This window comes from Acinetobacter larvae, from assembly GCF_001704115.1.
In the GTDB taxonomy this organism is placed as follows: domain Bacteria; phylum Pseudomonadota; class Gammaproteobacteria; order Pseudomonadales; family Moraxellaceae; genus Acinetobacter; species Acinetobacter larvae.
In genome coordinates, this window is sequence record NZ_CP016895.1 from 2,156,864 (window position 1) to 2,173,570 (window position 16,707).

The following is a 16,707-nucleotide window of genomic DNA, read 5'->3' on the forward strand; positions in this document are numbered from 1 at the left end:
GTTCATCTTTCTCTATGTGCAATCATCTAAGTACTATTCGATATCTGCTGTGTAAGCCGATCGCCTACGCATTGCACCAAAAAATTCGCCCAAATCTCATGCCCCAAGGCATCGAAATCTTGTAATTGCTGTCGACATTGTTGCCGCAGTTTTACATCCAATAAGGGTTCTGGCAGCATAGGATCAAAAATCATCTGCCGAATTGCAGCATCCCCAATTACATAACTTTGACGTGCGGCATCCGGCAATGAGCCGTGTTTAAGCTGAATCGTCGCTTGCTGTAAGCCTCTCATCAATTGATGGTAGCTCTGCTCTAAAGCGGTGCTATCCCATAAATGACAAACCTGTTGTTGTTGCTCTGCTGCTAAATCGCTCAGTCGAAATAACACCGCCTGTTCAGACAGTCCAAGATTTTTTAACCGTGCGGTCAGACCTGTGACGGCACCTTGGATATTATTGGGACGTAAATAAAGCCCAGAGTGCCATGGACACATGCCCAATAGCGCCAAAGCACGTTGTTGCACTCTTAAGGTTTTGCGATCACGACGGCTTTGCCCAGCAAGAGACACTGCAAGCCAACTCTGATCCCACTGCACCATAGCCTGTTCAGCATTGCGCCAAGCGGCAACATCCGCGCTTAATATTTGCCCTTTTTCACCTAAACGATAACAACCACGTTCAACCGACTGAATAAGCCCTTTTGCCTGTAACCGTGCCAAAGCAACACGCATTGCATTGGCTGAAATGTCAAATAACGCGCCTGCGGCAATGGCTGCCCGACTATCCAGTTGTTGTTGCTCTGCCACGGCCAGCAAACGCAATAATAACTGTGTTGCATGGGGTGTACTGTTCAAATCCATTTGAAACATTTTAAATTTGTCCTATGTCCTAGCCTAAATTTACTGCAATCGTGTAATACATAAACATCGGGTCATATTCGCTCTTGCAAATAAAATTACACAGATTGACGCAAAGTGTCAAAATATGTAATATCAATGCACAGTAAATATCTGAACTAAAAACAAAATAGTATTTATATAGCAAGCATGATCAGCGCATAGGACAAAGCAAAAGCTTGTCAGTTTGAACAGGAGGTTCAAATGCATGACTCAGAACACAATAACTTAAGGCAGCAATTTCAAACACACCGTATTGAAAATCAACCAACTGCATTATTTGACCAAAATTTATGGCAAAGTGATCTCGCCTTGCAGCAGGCGACACATCACTATGCCGGTGATTGGGCTGATCAGCAACTCAATCAAATGGGTGCTGTCACAGGCATACAGCAAATGACCTTGGGCGAATTAGCCAATACTCACAAGCCCATCCTGCATCGTTTTGATCGCTATGGTCGGCGCATTGATGAAGTCGAATTTCACCCTGCCTATCATCAACTCATGCACAATGCCGCTGAACATGCTGTACATAACTTCTCATGGCAAAACCAACACCAGTCTGGTGCGCATGTTATCCGTAGTGCATTGATGTATATCAATAGCCAAGCCGATGCTGGCACAGCCTGCCCTTTAACCATGACGCATGCGGCAGTGCCTTGTCTGGCGCATTCTCCAGAGCTGTCCGCTATTTGGTTACCGAAAATTTTAGCCAATGGCTATGACCCTCGAGCGCTGCCAATTGCTGAAAAACAGTCCTGTACCATTGGTATGGGAATGACTGAAAAACAAGGTGGTTCAGATGTCCGCCGTAATAGCAGTCGTGCTTATTTACAAGCCAATGGCGACTATCAAATTGTTGGGCATAAATTCTTTTTTTCTGCACCAATGTGCGATGCTCACTTGGTATTAGCACAATTAGATGCTGGGCTGAGTTGTTTTTTAATGCCGCGGATCTTGCCCGATGGTAGTTTAAATGCAGTACATGTACAGCGCCTGAAAAATAAATTGGGAGATTGGAGTAATGCCTCTTCCGAAGTTGAGTTCCAAGGTGCAACGGCGTATTTAATTGGTGAAGCGGGTCGTGGAATTGCAACGATTTTAGAAATGGTCGCCTTAACACGATTAGACTGCGTCATTGGCTCTGCCGCACAAATGCGCCAAGCTTTGGTACAGGTCTTAGATCATGTTAAACAACGTGCTGCTTTTGGGAAGCTTTTGATTGACCAACCAATTATGCGCAATGTACTTACCGATTTAAGCATCGAAAGCGAAGCTGCACTATTACTTGGCTTTCGTGTCGCCCAAGCCATCGATGCTGCACCGCATGATGCCACACAAGCTGCCTTTGCCCGTATCGCTACAGCCATTGCAAAATTTTGGGTTTGTAAACGCACACCCGCCTTTATTAATGAAGCACAAGAATGTCTGGGCGGTATTGGCTATGTGGAAGAAAATATTTTACCGCGACTGTACCGTCAAGCACCGCTCAATTCGATCTGGGAAGGTAGTGGCAATATACAATGCCTTGATGTACTTCGCAGCTTACACAAAGACCGCAGTACGGCTGCGGCATTGTTTGCCGAGTTAAAGCTTGCTCAAGGACGCCACCCGGCCTATGACCAACACTTAATCTGCTTAGAACAACAATTTCAAATGCAAGATAATTTTGAAAAAAAAGCACGACTATTGGTAGAACGTACCGCATTGGCCTTACAAGCTGCACAATTATTGCTGCACGGCGACCCAGCCATGGCGACAATGTTTTGTGCAACCCGCTTCGGTACAGACTACGGCTTTAGTTTTGGCAGCTTTAGTGATGACCAATACAACGCGCATATTTTAACCCGTGCCATGCCAAATCTTTAAACCATGCCAAGTCTTTAAACCATACTAAGTCTTTAAACCAAGTTTCATAGCCAAGAAGCAGGTATTGTGACAGCGCTAATATGCTGCGTTACAGTAAAGCCTATGCCAGAGCAAGGATCTGGCATGCAATGACCACCCATAATAGGGCAAGACGCCATTTTAAATTTTATTTGCCATTTGTGATAAGGAGATACAAATGCACCTCAGCCAATTATTGCAGCAACGCGCCAGTTTAAGCCCGCAACAACCAGCGCTGGTTTACGGCGATCTACGGTTAAATTTTGCAGAGCTGGCGCAGCGCAGCCAACGCCTTGCCAACTATTTACAACAACAAGGCATACAGCAGGGTGATCGTATTGCCATCTATGCCAAAAACAGTGACTTTTTGGCAACCGCTGTATTTGCCAGTAGCTATATTGGTGCTGTGGTGGTGATTTTAAATTGGCGTTTACAAGTCAATGAGTTGCAATATATCTTACAAGACAGTACTCCCAGTGCTATGTTGTATGACAACGGTTTTGGCGAGCAAGTCCGTACCCTCTCGGCACACACTTCAATCCGCGTCTTGCTGGCAGGTCAACACAGTACTGTACATCCTAGTTATCCAGACATCATCGCGGAACAGCGTTTTGACGGTCAACTGCCAATGCTAGAGGATGCCGAACAAGCTGCGGTCATTATGTATACCTCGGGTACCACGGGTAAGCCGAAAGGCGCTGTTTTGTCACATCGGGCATTAGTTGCCACAGCACAGAGTAATAGCTGTACCTTATCTTGGAATAGTGACCATCGTTTCTTATTGGTTGCACCAATGTTTCATATTGGAGGTTTATCGCCTTGGATTACCAATGTGCTTAAAGGCTGTACTACAATTTTGCTGGCAGATTTCAATCCAGTCCACGTCTGGCAACTGATTGCACAAGAAGGTGTCACCAGTATGATGACCGTTCCTGTCATGCTACAAGCCTTGCTTCAAGTAGCACAAAAAACCACGGTTGATCACAGTAGTTTATCTTGGATTACCTGTGGTGCATCCGCAGTGCCCTATGCACTGATCACGGCGGGCTTAGCATTGGGGCTCAATATTCAACAGGTCTATGGCATTACTGAATTTTGTGGTGCAGTGTGTTTTTGGACACCTGCCATGGGACTAGACTATGCCAAATCACATGGTCAAGCCGCACTGGGCGTACAAGTTAAAATTGTTGATCCTGTCAGTTTAGCCCCCGTTGCAATCGGGCAAGAAGGTGAAATTTGGTGTAAAGGTGCCATGCGTTTTTCGCATTACTGGAATAACCCAGCGGCTACTGCGGCAAGTTTCGTCGATGGTTGGTATCGTACTGGAGATATCGGACGTCTCGATGCACAGCATTTTGTCTATGTGGTCGACCGCCTAAAAGACATGATTATTAGTGGTGGGGAAAATATTTACCCTGCGGAACTTGAAGCCAGTCTCATGACACATCCTGCTGTTCAAGATGTGGCAGTAATTGGCGTCGCTGATGCACATTGGGGTGAAATTCCTGTCGCCTATGTGGTCAGCAATGCCGAACATCAAGTAGATGAACAGCAGTTAATACAGCATTGCCGTCAGCAGCTCGCAGCCTATAAATGCATTAAAGCAGTACGTTTTATTGCTGCACTGCCCCGTAATGGTATTGGTAAAGTCATCAAGAGCCAACTCCAGCAACATGATCTCGCCATGACATCGGCTGTGCACTAAATCTTAGCGTTGCTTAATGGCTCAACTGCGATGCAGTCCGATGTCCTAATACAACGTCCTAATACAATGCAGTCCAAGGTTCTAATAGCAGCGTTTGAGTGCTTCAAACGCTGCTTTAAGCGAACAGCTTATGTGCGCATACGCTGCATTTTCGATGTAGTGGCCACCAATATTGCGGCAGCAACACTAAGAACACAGGCAAAAATCAAATTACTCAGCACCCCAAAACCATCAAATAATACACCACCGATATAGGCTCCCGAACCAATAGAAAGGTTAAAAATTGCGATATTGGCAGCCGAAGCAATCTCGACCCGATCTGGCGCCGCACGAATCATCCATGTCATCAATGAGACCGACACGCCACCATAAGCCAAGCCCCAGAGCAGTAACAGTGCCACACTGATCGCTTGTGAATCGCCCCAAGGTACGAATAATATGGTCGCCACAGCCATGCCCAAGGCAATAGCAATAATGGTGGCATGCAAACGTTTTTGTAAGTTAAAACCAGCAATAAAGTTCCCGACTATACCGCACACGCCGTAAAACAATAACAATGCCCCAATCGAGTGGTCAGAAAATAAAGCTATCGATTGCAATACAGGACGCACAAAGGTATAGGCCGTAAAATGACCGGTGACCAACAGTAAGGTCAGTGCTAGACCAAGGACAATTTTACTGCGCGCTAAGGTGTGCAGCGTAGACTTCAGACTAATATCACTATTGGCGGGCAAACTGGGCAAAGACCAAAATAACAATGCCAGAACCCCTGCGACTAACACAGCAACACAAACAAAGGCTTGTCGCCAGCCCCATAGATCGCCCAAATACACCCCGATGGGCACACCCAATACCGAGGCAGCGGCAACACCACTGAAAATAATAGAAGTTGCCAAAGCCACATGCTGATCGGCCACCAAACGTAGCGCCAAACCACCAGCTAGGCACCAAATGCCTCCCATCGAGATGCCAAAACATACCCGCGCCAACAATAACCAATGAAAATCACTGACCACCGCTGCCAAGAGATTGGAGCATAGCAATAGCAACATAAAAAACAGCAGCAGACTACGGCGATTCATCCCTTTAAAAAGCAAAACCACGCTCGGCGCTGTCACGGCGGCAACAAAGGACGGTACAGAAATAATCAGGCTACTGCGCCCGACCGATTGCGCCATACTCTGCGCAATGGGGGTTAATAAACCAATGGGTAACATTTCTGCACTGACCACAGCAAAAATCGCCAATGCCACTGCAATCACCGCCAACCAAGCTTTAGGGCTGGTGTTCTCAAGGGCTTTTACATCTGCTTCTAAACGCATTTTTCTCTTCAATCATCAAGACATTGTGCAATATACTGCAAAGCGGTTAGGGAATAAACTGAACTTTGCGAACAACATTGGGGAATAAAAGTGGTCAATCATGCAAACATCTCACTCAATAACATCAGCGATATTGTCATTTTTATTCGTGTTGCCGATGCAGGAAGTTTTAGCAAAGCGGCAGATCTACTCAACCTCTCACGCTCTGCTGTCGGTAAAAGTATTCAACGCTTAGAAAGTCGTTTAAGCAGTCGACTGATTCATCGAACGACACGTAAATTAAGTCTGACCGATGAAGGTTTATTATTTTATCAAGCGGCACAGCGTATCTTGCACGATGTAGAAGATGCCGAAAATATGATGCTAAAACGTCATCATAGTCCCAAAGGGCGTTTAAGAATCACCATGCCCGTTGCCTTTGGTCGCCTACACCTCATGCCGATTTTGCTAGATTTTCTGGATGTTTATCCAGATATTGCACTGGAAGTAATCTTCTCAGATGACTATCAAGACCTGATCGAAGATGGGATTGATCTCGCCATACGTTTTGGTCAACAAAAAGACAGTCGTCTGGTGCAACAGCGCTTGGCACAACATCAGTTGCTGGTCTGTGCATCGCCGCAGTACTTGGCGCAATTTGGGCAACCACATAGTCCTGAAGATTTACTCAAGCATCAACAATTGATCTATTTACATCAAGGTCGTCCGGTGGCATGGCGCTTTCAAGTCAATGCAGAAACCATACGCTATGCTGCGCAAGGTCGTATACGCCTCTATGATGTACAAGCACTCACCGATACTGCATTGGCCCATTTTGGGTTAATCCAAGTTGGTGAATTTTTGGTTGCCGATTCATTGGCACAAGGACAACTGGTCGAAGTACTCAGCGCGTTTCGACCTGCTCCGCAACCGATCTGTGCTGTTTATCCATCTAAACGACATCTTTCCCCTAAAGTCAGCTGTTTGATTGACTACATTCGACAACGTTGGCAACAACAACCGACGTGGCGCGAATCTCTAAAGTAAAGAATATGCCGAGTGAAAAGCGCCAGAAGTTTGCTATTTCCATCGTCATTGCCCATGATTCCAGCTACAATCCTGTGCTGGTCATCATTGAATAGCAAGTAGGCAAATCTATGTCAAATTCGAAACATTGGTCACAGGTTGAATATCTGCACCAAACCCATAGCAATCCCAATATTCATATCAAAGGCACCACCAGCTACTATAGCAATGCGTGGACAGGCAATTTTGAGGACAGCGTGGTACGTTACCTCTATGGTGATGCCTATAGTTTACAAGCTTGGCAACCACAGTGGCCAATCGACCAGTTGTATATTGGCAGCCATGTTTGTATTGGTGCAGAAGCTGTGATTTTGATGGGTGGCAATCATACCCATCGTATGGATTGGTTTAGCCTCTACCCTTTTCTGGAAAGCATAGTTGATGCCTATCAAATGAAAGGTGATACCCATATTGGTGATGGTGCCTGGATTGGTATGCGTGCCATGATCATGCCCGGTGTAACCATTGGCGAAGGTGCGGTCATCGCATCGGGTAGTATTGTGAGCAAAGATGTCGCCCCCTATCAAGTTGTCGCAGGTAATCCAGCCAAAGTGATTAAGTCACGTTTTGATAAAGACACCATTGCACAGTTATTGCGCTTAAAGTTATATGATCTGAGCCCAGCACAATTCGCGCAGTTACAGCCTCTGCTCACACAAAATGATCTCGGCGCGTTGCGACAAGCTTATGCAGACATTTCTTCTTCATCAAAGTTACAGTGAGTACATCTAGCACAATGTACTCACTTTGCCATCGAGCAATATCATCACGGCATCTATAGCTGCGCCGCAATAAAACGTAGACTGTGCTGTTTGAGTGCATTGAGTGCGCTTGCCTCAATGGGATAATGCCCACCCTGCGGCAATAACACCACTTGATAGTCCAAGCTCAGCTGCTGTAATACCGGTTCACTTAAGCTTAGATCGGTCCAACGGTCACAAGCGGGTTGGGTTAATAACAATGCGGGTCCAGTGATATCTTGCAAGGCTTGCTCTGGTTGATAATGCATATAACTGTCGAGAAAACCAATACTCATGGCATTACCCGCCGAACTGCTATCGTTTAACATGCTTTGGCAGGCCAAACGATGGTTACATAACTTGTCCATTTTCGACACCCAACGCATCGGTAAGAGCATCTGACGCAATGGTGTTTTTGCCAATAGACCGAGCAATGCAAGATTTATGCGGCTTAAGGCAGAAAAACGCATCGTACCGCGATTGACCACAGCATAACGTTGGTCCAACAAGGTCATGGCAATAATGCCTTTGATCTGCGGATTGCGCGCCGCCACATGCAAACACAACATTCCACCGGCCGAAAGACCAAATAAAAAGATAGGGCGATCATCTTTTTGCTGCTGTGCCCGAATAAAATCATCTAGCACAGCCACCCAGTCCTGATAAAGAATGGATTTCGTCCGGCTTTCACTCAGCCCATAAGCAGGTAAATCGAGTGCTAAACATTCATAACCCGCTTCAGCCAAAGGACGTCCCAAGATTAAACTCATTTGCCGACCATTGCTGCCGACCCCATGTACCAAAATAATTTTTGCCGCAGCAGTGGCTTGGGGATAATAATCGATATGGATATGATGTTGTTCACGCCATGCCCAATAATATTCAGTCGGTTGATTGTGCGCATTGAGCTGATAATCGGCACTAAAATACTGCTGCAATTGCTGCCAAGCAACTTGGTCACGATAACTGCGACGTAAAGGAAAATCACTGCGCTCATTGGCAATGCTCGGAAAAGAAATAATCTGTTGTTGTTTTTGCATAGAGGCTAAGCCTGTGGTTATGATTATTGCGCTTAAGCCTAACCACAATCCTAGCCGAGAAAAAGTGCCCTGATCCATTTTAAGACGGGCAATAATGTAAAAAAGCTGCTACGCCACGATACAACTGCCAAGCGATTGGCAATCAGATTCGACCTTAAATAAATTGAATACCGTGATCAGGTTGAGCCGCGGCAACTGCGGCAATGACTTGCTCAATGTGCTCAGCCGTGCTATAGCGTCCCAAACTAAAACGAATACTGTGTTGCGCCTGCTCTGGGCTACAGCCCATCGCGCGTAATACATGCGATGCAGAGCTCAGATGTGAATTACAGGCTGAACCACTAGAAACCGCAGCAATGGCGCGGATCGCTGCAATCTGTGCTGCGGCAGCAGTGCCTAAAAAAGTGATATTCAAATAATTGGCAACATGCTGATCAGAATCACCATTCAAAATGATATCGGCATAATCTTGCAAACCTGTCAATAACTGCTGCCGCAAGACCTGTAAACGCTGCTGTTCAGCGCTTAAATCAGCACAGGCATCGACACATGCTTGCCCCATACCAACAATTTGATGGGTTGCCAATGTACCAGAACGCAATCCCTGTTCATGCCCACCGCCATGAATTTGTGCGGTCAGTTCATCTCGGAATGACGATGCTACATATAAAGCACCAATCCCTTTGGGACCATAGAGTTTATGTGCCGATAAACTCATGAGGTCGACCTGCAAAGCATTGACATCAATGGCTACCTTTCCGGCGGCTTGAGCGGCATCGACATGCAAACAAATGCCGCGTTCGCGAGTATATTGACCAATACGGGCAATATCCGTCAGTGTACCCAGTTCATTATTGACCAGCATCAATGACACTAAAATGGTATCTGGGCGCATGGCTTGCAATACGGCTTCTGGATGGATCAAACCCGTATGCGCTTCTGGTGCCAAATAAGTGATTTCATAGCCTTGTCGTGCCAAAGCCTGACAACTATCAAGTACTGCCTTATGCTCAATCTGACTGCTAATGATGTGTTTACCACGCTTAGCATAGCTCTGGGCAATACCTTTGATGGCAAGATTATCTGACTCTGTCGCACCAGATGTCCAAATAATCTGGTGCGGCTCAGCATGAATCAATGCCGCAACCTCGGCACGTGCTTGTTCAACCTGTGCGGCGGCACGTTGCCCATCGAAATAGGAACGCGCGGCAGGGTTAGCAAAATGTCCATCTTGCCCTAGACAAGCAACCATTTTTGCAATGGTATGCTCAGCAACAGGGGTGGTGGCAGCATAATCTAAATAAATTAAATGCTTCACGATTAAACTCTTTTATTTGAGAGCAACGAAACCGCTGATATTTCTCAGCAGCATTGCTGCTCTACGATCTCATAGGGGTCAGGCGGTATAAAAGGATCAGATGGTCAGTCATAGACATCATACAAACGATATAATGCATATCGCCTTAAGATACAAAGCGTTTGATGAACGCAATGATCTGTACATAGCTCAGGTCCATCATGTCATGCTGGGCTATATAATCATCATCAAATTGTGGCAGCTCTGAGCTGGCAAAAGCACCAAATACATTCAACTGGGCTTGAACTTGCCCGGCATGTAACAACAATAAACTTGGTGTGAGTTGTACTCCCAACTGCTGCGCAATCACATCATGTCCAGTTTCGGAAACATTCATTTGATAGATGGGTATAGGGTATGCCGGATCTTGCGCGAGTCTGACCAAGAGTGCTGCCAACTGCTCACAGGGTATACAGCGATTGGCATAAACATCCAAAAGTACAAAGCCTTGCTGTGCATAAATCGGGCTTAGATCACCAGCACAGATTTTGTCGATGGCCATAACTGCTCCTTAAAGATTCCTTAAAAATATTGTGCGATGAAAGCAGATACAACGGGCAGACTGAGTTCAATTTCAGTACCATTTTCCCAAGGACGCTCCTCTTCAGCATAGTTCGGCTCACTGTCACCTACAAACTGCCCATGTGTACCCAAACGTCCCAAGACTTGACCATTTTGATACGCCAATAAAGTTGGCACAAAATGAATTTTGCCAATTTGCTGACGCCACGCCTGTTGCTGGCTTAAATCATCACGACTGACATCAATCTGTACCAGCTGCAATGTCGGCTGTGCTGTGGCGAGATCGTGTAATACCTGATCCAAACGCTGACTAAATGAATTCCATTCGGCTTGAATCGCCAGCAAATATAAGTTGCTAGAAGACAAATGTGCGAAGTCAAAATTTTGATGGTCGTATTGTAAAATAGGCATCGTTTACTCCGCTGTGGTTGCTGTCATAAAAGGCTGAATCAATTGCTGAATTTTTTCAAAACTCAACTCGATCTCATCCTCTTTTTGAGGAAAACTGGCTAGACTGTCATAGCTTGGTTCATGATCACCTTGAAAGACCCCATGTTGACCAAAGCGTAATAAAACTTGTTTGTCTTTGATTAACAATAAGGTCGGTAAAAACGTAATGCTGTGAAATAAGCTATACCAAGCTCTCGGGATACGCGTATCTTCCCGAGAAACATCAACTTTAATGACAGTCAGTTGCTGCGCATAGTGTTCTGCAATTTGTGTGATGATTGGAGATAACTTCACACAAGGTGGGCACCATGTTGCCCAAATATCCAAGAGCACCAATTGCCCCTGCGGCAAGTCCTCCAATTGGAAACTTTTTTCATCACGAGAGATTATTGGCATAATATTTTGACTCAACTGTATGCGTTATCACTACTTCTAGAACGTGCCAGCACAGCTTTTACCGTAATTCAATCCAATGTTTTTTCCGCCGTTTTCAAGCATTTTTGCTTGGCAACTTTATTGAATAAACTTTATTGAATAAAAAAGTTAATCGGTGCCACCATGTCGACCACACCATTTTTCAATGCCGATGCTGGTGGAGCAGGATATGGTGCAGCACGTTTCACCAAGGCGCGTACTTCCCTCTCTAACAGTTCATAGCCTTTACTTTGTTGAATCTCAACACTAAGCAACTGCCCTTTGGCATCGACACGAAAATGTACCAGCACCACATCCTGTTGTTTCTCACGTTGCGCATAGGCTGGATAGCGTTTCATTTGTTGTAATTTTGCCAGCACCCCATGCTGCCATTGGGCGGTACTATCACTGGAATGAGACTGACTCGAACTACTCAACTGTGTCGTGGTTGATTTTTCCGCCTCTTGCGCGGTGGGCTGAGTGATATTCACGGCAGCCTGCGTGCTGTCTGGTTTGGGTGGTATAGCTCGCTTAGGTGCTTCAACCGGTGGCTGTGTTGTTGCTGGCAATGGTTGTTGCAGTAAGGGTTTCGGCTGCGAGGGTTGGGTGCTAACAATCTGCTCATCATGCGCTGGCGCAGCACTGGTCAAAACTTTTGGCCTTGGCGCTGGTTTGGGCGCAGTCACGGGGGCTTGCTGCGCTTCTGGTTCAGATAAATTTTGCTGTTTGGCGGCAGCCACTACATCTGCGAGCTCAATGGCAATTGGATGAGCTTGTGGTGCTGACTGCAACATCGCGACGGGTTCGCTAAAAGACACCAAGAAGATCAGCGCCGAAACAGCATAAGCCCCTGTTACCCACGCCACACTTTGCCGCCATGGTTTATTGGGGATGTGATAGCTGAGTTGCTTGGCGGTTCTATATTTCACAATAGCACTCCCAACTACGAGTCAACTTGTTCAGTGACCAGCGCGACTTTACGATAACCCAGCTGTGACAATTGATCGAGTAACTGCATAAATTTTTCATAAGGCACAGCCTTGTCAGCGCGGATATAAATGCGTTTTTCCAAATCATGCTGTGTTAACTGTGCCAGATGCGTCGCCAACTGGGCTTTGCTAACGCTCTGTTCATTGACAAAAATATCGAACTGAGCATCTAAGCTCACCACAATCGGCTGCGCGTTATCGGCATTCGCCTGTTGGGTAGAGCTTGGTAAATTTAACGGAATATTGACCGTAGAAAGCGGTGCGACCACCATGAAAATAATCAAAAGCACTAACATAACATCGATAAACGGCGTGACATTAATACTATTCACCACTTCTAAATCTGCTGCTTTACTCCGTCTACGATAATAAGCCATATTAATCGTCTCCTTGTGGGCGTTGCCTTTGCTGCGCAGCAAGTTGATCTAAATCACGGCTGAGTAAAACCATTAACAGTGCCATAGTATCTTCAATCAATAGACCATATTGCGTGATTAAACGTACGACATGGTTATAGAAAATCACCGCTGGAATCGCAGCAAATAAGCCCAATGCTGTTGCAAACAAAGCTTCTGCAATCCCGGGTGCGACCACAGACAAATTGGTCACATTACTTTGTGCAATCGCCACAAAGCTGTGCATAATGCCCCATACCGTACCGAATAACCCCACAAATGGCGCAATCGCACCAGTCGTTGCCAAGATAGCCGTACCGTGGCTTAAGCGATGTTTTTCATTGCTAATAATGCGATCTGTCAAGCTAATAACCCGCTCTTTCACGGTATTTTCATCTTGCAGTCCCGCACTTTGCGCCAATTGGAATTCCTTCGCGCTAATATGGTGCATGGTCTGTGTCGCACCATTGGGCAAGTCAATACGATCTGCCAAGTGATTTAATTGCTCAATGGCAAGCATACTCCGTACCACCAAGCGCCCTTGTTTTTTCAGCTCTAATACTTTCATCAACCAAGCCACCCAAGTGGCAAAAGACGCCAAGAGTAAAATGATCAGTACTGCTTTGACCACAATATCGGCCTGCTGAAACAGTGCCAATGGGGACAGTGAAATGTTGCTGAGTGGAAGTGCTGCATGGCACATCGAGTTAAAGCTCAACAATACAATGAAACTCGCAAGCAATTTAAAAAAGGGGCGAAATAATGATGAGCGCGGATGCTTCATGTGATCAATTCCAACAAACAAGAACCTAATATGTGTTAAACGTATCACCCCATGAAATACCGCAATGCCAATCCGAGCGTATACATTATTTATCAAGCTATCGATATGAATTTTTTAGATAGCAAAGCTTAAAAATACATAAAATCATAAACTTAACCATCAAAAATATAGGATACTCGAGCTTAAGTCAGCGCCTCATGCTTCGACAATGCACAAACTTGAAAACCGAGTTGTGCCAAAGCCGCGGCTTGTTGCTGCCCAGCCAATGCAGCACGACTGGCAGATTGGGGGGTTAAATACTGCTGACATACCCGCTGTAAGTCCGCATAGGTGACTTTTAAAATACGCTGATTGATCAATTGATCGTGGTGCTGTGTATGTCCACGCCAATCATCCGCATGCTGCTCCAGCACTTGCTGTAAGGGCAAGCCATGTCGATTTAAACTGCTAGAGGCTTTTAAAATTGCTGCTTCAAGTAAGGCGTGGTCAACCGTGCGATGACACACATTGTCAATGGCTTGTTGAAAATGTTGATAGGTCCGTTCAAGTTGAGGATCGCGAAAAGAACTCAAATGCAATGCAGCACTGTGTTCGACATAACGTGCTCGCCCATCATAAGCACCACCTTGTTGACGAATCGCATTAAACAAATAACCTTCTGTCAAATAATGCGCCAATACCATAAAGATTGCGGCATCTGGATGTTCTATCGGTACTGCCGGATAAGCTTGTACACAATAATTCACCTGCCCATCGATGAGCCATGCCTGTTCTTCGGCTGCCATACTATGCTGTGGCACTGTTTGTTCTATGCCCTCTACAAGCGCAAGTGATTGATAGCCTTGCCATTGCTGTTCTAATTGCGCCAATAATTCAGCCTGTACATCGGCATCACAAACCAAAATAAAATGCCTTGGACAATGCAAAACTTGGCGATGCAATTGCCGTAATTGCGACATAAGCAAAGCAACGGCATGTTCATCTTGTTGTAACTGTTTCAGCCACTGTTGTTGTCGCTGTAAGCTTTGTAAAGCATTGCTTTTATAGTCATATGCTGCACTAGGATTAAAATGGCGACAGGCACTACTGGTCGCAATCGTGGCTGCAAAATGGTTGATATTGCTTTGCTTAAACTGGATATTGCGTTCCAATACATGGATCAAACGTTCAGGTTCATCAAAGCGTTGCTGCTCTAACACTTGCTGCAATAATGCAATGGCTTGATGTTGTTGTGCCAAAGCCTTGATGGCAAAACTTAAGCGTACAGCACACTGCTGTTGCTGATCTTCGACCTTAATATAGGACTGTAGCTCGGTACTCAGCCCCGCACTTTGCGCTTGCACGGCCAATTCAATCTGCTGATAGCTCGATTCGCCAGCACCTAACTGTCCAAATAAATCCTGATAAAACTCAAATAATGGATGCAAATAAATTTCTTCAGAGAGCACAAATGAAATCTGTAAATCAAACACGCCATTACGCCCTGCGGCATAGGCATAACAGGCGGCTTCTTGCTGTTTAAGTTGGATTACACTGCGTTGGCATGGATATTCCTTAGATTGCAAACTCAGGTCTGATATCTCAAGCTTGGGTAAAACTGAGGCATCTTGTGGTTGCTGCTGGCGCTGCTGCAAAGCCTGTGCCTGTTGTTGTAATTGCTTTCGTTGTACAGTATTCAACTGTGCGGTCATCTTCTGAAGTAATGCTTGTTCAGCCAATTGTTGTTGAGCGAGTTGTGCTGGATCAGGCTGATAGAGCAGACACAAGCGATGCGGATTATCTATTAAGCCTTGTTGTAATAAAGATTTTAACCAAACATGATCCTGTACTTTAAGCCGCAATTGTGCCAATGTTGCACTCAGGTCAAGTGCTGCAAATACATCTGCATCTATAGCCGCATAACGGGCTGCTTTAAAAAACAATGACAACGCATATGGCCCAGAACGTACCTCGCGTTGTTCGAACTCTAGTCGAGTCATGATACTGTCGAGCAATTGATCATCGATTGGATCGCGCATAAAGTCCTGCAATACACGCCATACTCCATCTTCAAAAGCTGAAACAGCACTGGCATCGACCTGTTGTATGCCACAGTGAAAAACTGATTCTGTGGTCTGATCGACCAGCCCCATCAAGCTACTGCTCAATGCACCCGCGGCAAAATGATCGCAATAATGTCGTAACGGCGCATCAGCTCGTCCACACAATAGCTCGGCTAATACATACCACGCCAGATTAAGCAATAAATCGGCAGAGGGTGCCAATAACCATGCCATTTGGATATAGCTTTTTTGTGTTGTATCCTGCGCTGGAAAAGATGCCTGTCTATACATTGGAACATTGCGCCGCGGAGCAAACTGCGGTAACGCAGCCGCTACCGCATGCCGATGGGCTATTTTTTGTTGTAATTGATGATGCAGTAGCGTCAGGTCAATATCCCCAGCACTAAATACCAGCGCATTAGATGGATGATAATACCGCTGATAAAAATCCTGTAACTGCTGATAACGCAGTGTGGCAATCTCTAAAGGGTTGCCACCAGAATTATAGGCATAGCAACTACCAGCAAAAATATGCTGTTGTACTTCACTATATAGTGCCCGATCCACCACACTCATAGCCCCTTTCATTTCATTAAAGACTATTCCTTTAAACTGCGCTTGTTGTTGTTCAAAGTCTATACGAATGCCTTCTTGTTGAAAGTCTAGCGGATCTAAATTGGCAGCAAAAACCGCATCTAAATAAACATCTGCTAAATTTTTAAAATCTTGCGGGTTACTGGTGGCAAAGGGATAACAGGTATAATCGGCATCGGTAAAAGCATTCATAAAATGGTTAACTGAACGCTGTGCCATGGCTGTAAAAACATTGCGAATGGGATATTTCTTAGAACCATTTAACACCGTATGTTCCAATACATGAGCCACACCATTACTGGAATCTGGTTGGGTTTTTAACATGATCATGAGGCAGTATTCTGCTGCCCCATCTGCAAAATGATAATGCTGCAACCCGGTTTCACGATGTTGATAGAGCTGGACATCCAAAGCTAGAGCAGCAATATGATGTTGTTTTAATAAAATAAAATTTGATACTGCATCGATGGACTGAGACATATAAACTACTCAAGAGTTGCGCTAT

At 45.4% G+C, this 16,707-nt stretch carries 15 protein-coding genes; 4 read left to right on the top strand and 11 right to left on the bottom strand.

What is annotated here, in order from left to right; all coding sequences use genetic code 11:
- Nucleotides 1-26: 26 nt before the first annotated feature.
- On the bottom strand, nucleotides 27-869 hold the full coding sequence (locus tag BFG52_RS09740; RefSeq protein ID WP_081408677.1) for a PaaX family transcriptional regulator C-terminal domain-containing protein: 843 nt from the start codon (nucleotides 867-869) through the stop codon (nucleotides 27-29).
- Nucleotides 870-1,100: 231 nt separating this feature from the next.
- Between BFG52_RS09740 and BFG52_RS09745 the strand changes: the two genes are divergently transcribed.
- Nucleotides 1,101-2,765, top strand: coding sequence for an isovaleryl-CoA dehydrogenase (locus tag BFG52_RS09745; protein WP_067555363.1), 1,665 nt, complete (start codon nucleotides 1,101-1,103; stop codon nucleotides 2,763-2,765).
- Between the two features lie 196 nt (nucleotides 2,766-2,961).
- On the top strand, nucleotides 2,962-4,488 hold the full coding sequence (locus tag BFG52_RS09750) for a class I adenylate-forming enzyme family protein (RefSeq protein ID WP_228703739.1): 1,527 nt from the start codon (nucleotides 2,962-2,964) through the stop codon (nucleotides 4,486-4,488).
- Between the two features lie 128 nt (nucleotides 4,489-4,616).
- Here BFG52_RS09750 and BFG52_RS09755 read toward each other — a convergent pair whose 3' ends face one another.
- Nucleotides 4,617-5,810 (bottom strand): MFS transporter, encoded by a 1,194-nt coding sequence (locus tag BFG52_RS09755; RefSeq protein WP_067555369.1) that lies wholly within the window; start codon nucleotides 5,808-5,810, stop codon nucleotides 4,617-4,619.
- Between the two features lie 90 nt (nucleotides 5,811-5,900).
- On the opposite strand from BFG52_RS09755, the gene BFG52_RS09760 reads away from it, so the two are divergent.
- Both BFG52_RS09760 and BFG52_RS09765 read left to right on the top strand, forming a co-directional pair.
- On the top strand, nucleotides 5,901-6,836 hold the full coding sequence (locus BFG52_RS09760) for a LysR family transcriptional regulator (RefSeq protein WP_218921008.1): 936 nt from the start codon (nucleotides 5,901-5,903) through the stop codon (nucleotides 6,834-6,836).
- 110 nt (nucleotides 6,837-6,946) lie between these two features.
- Nucleotides 6,947-7,597 carry a CatB-related O-acetyltransferase gene (locus BFG52_RS09765; protein WP_067555372.1) on the top strand — a complete coding sequence of 217 codons (651 nt, stop codon included), beginning with the start codon at nucleotides 6,947-6,949 and terminating at the stop codon, nucleotides 7,595-7,597.
- Between the two features lie 53 nt (nucleotides 7,598-7,650).
- Here the strand turns inward: BFG52_RS09765 and BFG52_RS09770 are convergent, their stop codons facing one another.
- The 9 genes from BFG52_RS09770 to BFG52_RS09810 form a co-directional block, all read right to left on the bottom strand.
- Entirely contained in the window at nucleotides 7,651-8,655 is a 1,005-nt protein-coding gene (locus BFG52_RS09770; RefSeq protein WP_157758096.1) for an alpha/beta hydrolase, read from the bottom strand.
- Nucleotides 8,656-8,809: 154 nt separating this feature from the next.
- Nucleotides 8,810-9,973, bottom strand: a complete 1,164-nt coding sequence (locus BFG52_RS09775; RefSeq protein ID WP_067555374.1) for an aminotransferase class V-fold PLP-dependent enzyme — start codon at nucleotides 9,971-9,973, stop codon at nucleotides 8,810-8,812.
- A 145-nt stretch (nucleotides 9,974-10,118) separates the two neighbouring features.
- Nucleotides 10,119-10,514, bottom strand: coding sequence for a thioredoxin family protein (locus BFG52_RS09780; protein ID WP_067555376.1), 396 nt, complete (start codon nucleotides 10,512-10,514; stop codon nucleotides 10,119-10,121).
- A 20-nt stretch (nucleotides 10,515-10,534) separates the two neighbouring features.
- Nucleotides 10,535-10,945 (bottom strand): thioredoxin family protein, encoded by a 411-nt coding sequence (locus tag BFG52_RS09785; protein WP_067555379.1) that lies wholly within the window; start codon nucleotides 10,943-10,945, stop codon nucleotides 10,535-10,537.
- Nucleotides 10,946-10,948: 3 nt separating this feature from the next.
- The gene (locus BFG52_RS09790) at nucleotides 10,949-11,380 is read right to left on the bottom strand and encodes a thioredoxin family protein (protein WP_067555382.1); all 432 of its coding nucleotides are present in this window, start codon (nucleotides 11,378-11,380) and stop codon (nucleotides 10,949-10,951) included.
- A 131-nt stretch (nucleotides 11,381-11,511) separates the two neighbouring features.
- Nucleotides 11,512-12,327, bottom strand: coding sequence for a TonB family protein (locus BFG52_RS09795; protein ID WP_067555385.1), 816 nt, complete (start codon nucleotides 12,325-12,327; stop codon nucleotides 11,512-11,514).
- Nucleotides 12,328-12,341: 14 nt separating this feature from the next.
- Nucleotides 12,342-12,764, bottom strand: a complete 423-nt coding sequence (locus tag BFG52_RS09800) for an ExbD/TolR family protein (RefSeq protein WP_067555388.1) — start codon at nucleotides 12,762-12,764, stop codon at nucleotides 12,342-12,344.
- Between the two features lies 1 nt (nucleotide 12,765).
- Nucleotides 12,766-13,566 carry a tonB-system energizer ExbB gene (gene exbB, locus BFG52_RS09805; RefSeq protein WP_067555391.1) on the bottom strand — a complete coding sequence of 267 codons (801 nt, stop codon included), beginning with the start codon at nucleotides 13,564-13,566 and terminating at the stop codon, nucleotides 12,766-12,768.
- Between the two features lie 182 nt (nucleotides 13,567-13,748).
- Nucleotides 13,749-16,682: an insulinase family protein gene (locus BFG52_RS09810; protein ID WP_067555394.1), complete on the bottom strand. Its 2,934-nt coding sequence runs from the start codon at nucleotides 16,680-16,682 to the stop codon at nucleotides 13,749-13,751.
- Nucleotides 16,683-16,707 lie beyond the last annotated feature (25 nt).

Bases quoted from the DNA above. Each gene is read 5' to 3' on its own strand.
- BFG52_RS09740 (WP_081408677.1), bottom strand. From the start codon at position 869: ATGTTTCAAATGGATTTGAACAGTACACCCCATGCAACACAGTTATTA.
- BFG52_RS09745 (WP_067555363.1), top strand. From the start codon at position 1,101: ATGCATGACTCAGAACACAATAACTTAAGGCAGCAATTTCAAACACAC.
- BFG52_RS09750 (WP_228703739.1), top strand. From the start codon at position 2,962: ATGCACCTCAGCCAATTATTGCAGCAACGCGCCAGTTTAAGCCCGCAA.
- BFG52_RS09755 (WP_067555369.1), bottom strand. From the start codon at position 5,810: ATGCGTTTAGAAGCAGATGTAAAAGCCCTTGAGAACACCAGCCCTAAA.
- BFG52_RS09765 (WP_067555372.1), top strand. From the start codon at position 6,947: ATGTCAAATTCGAAACATTGGTCACAGGTTGAATATCTGCACCAAACC.
- BFG52_RS09770 (WP_157758096.1), bottom strand. From the start codon at position 8,655: ATGCAAAAACAACAACAGATTATTTCTTTTCCGAGCATTGCCAATGAG.
- BFG52_RS09780 (WP_067555376.1), bottom strand. From the start codon at position 10,514: ATGGCCATCGACAAAATCTGTGCTGGTGATCTAAGCCCGATTTATGCA.
- BFG52_RS09785 (WP_067555379.1), bottom strand. From the start codon at position 10,945: ATGCCTATTTTACAATACGACCATCAAAATTTTGACTTCGCACATTTG.
- BFG52_RS09790 (WP_067555382.1), bottom strand. From the start codon at position 11,380: ATGCCAATAATCTCTCGTGATGAAAAAAGTTTCCAATTGGAGGACTTG.
- BFG52_RS09800 (WP_067555388.1), bottom strand. From the start codon at position 12,764: ATGGCTTATTATCGTAGACGGAGTAAAGCAGCAGATTTAGAAGTGGTG.
- exbB (WP_067555391.1), bottom strand. From the start codon at position 13,566: ATGAAGCATCCGCGCTCATCATTATTTCGCCCCTTTTTTAAATTGCTT.
- BFG52_RS09810 (WP_067555394.1), bottom strand. From the start codon at position 16,682: ATGTCTCAGTCCATCGATGCAGTATCAAATTTTATTTTATTAAAACAA.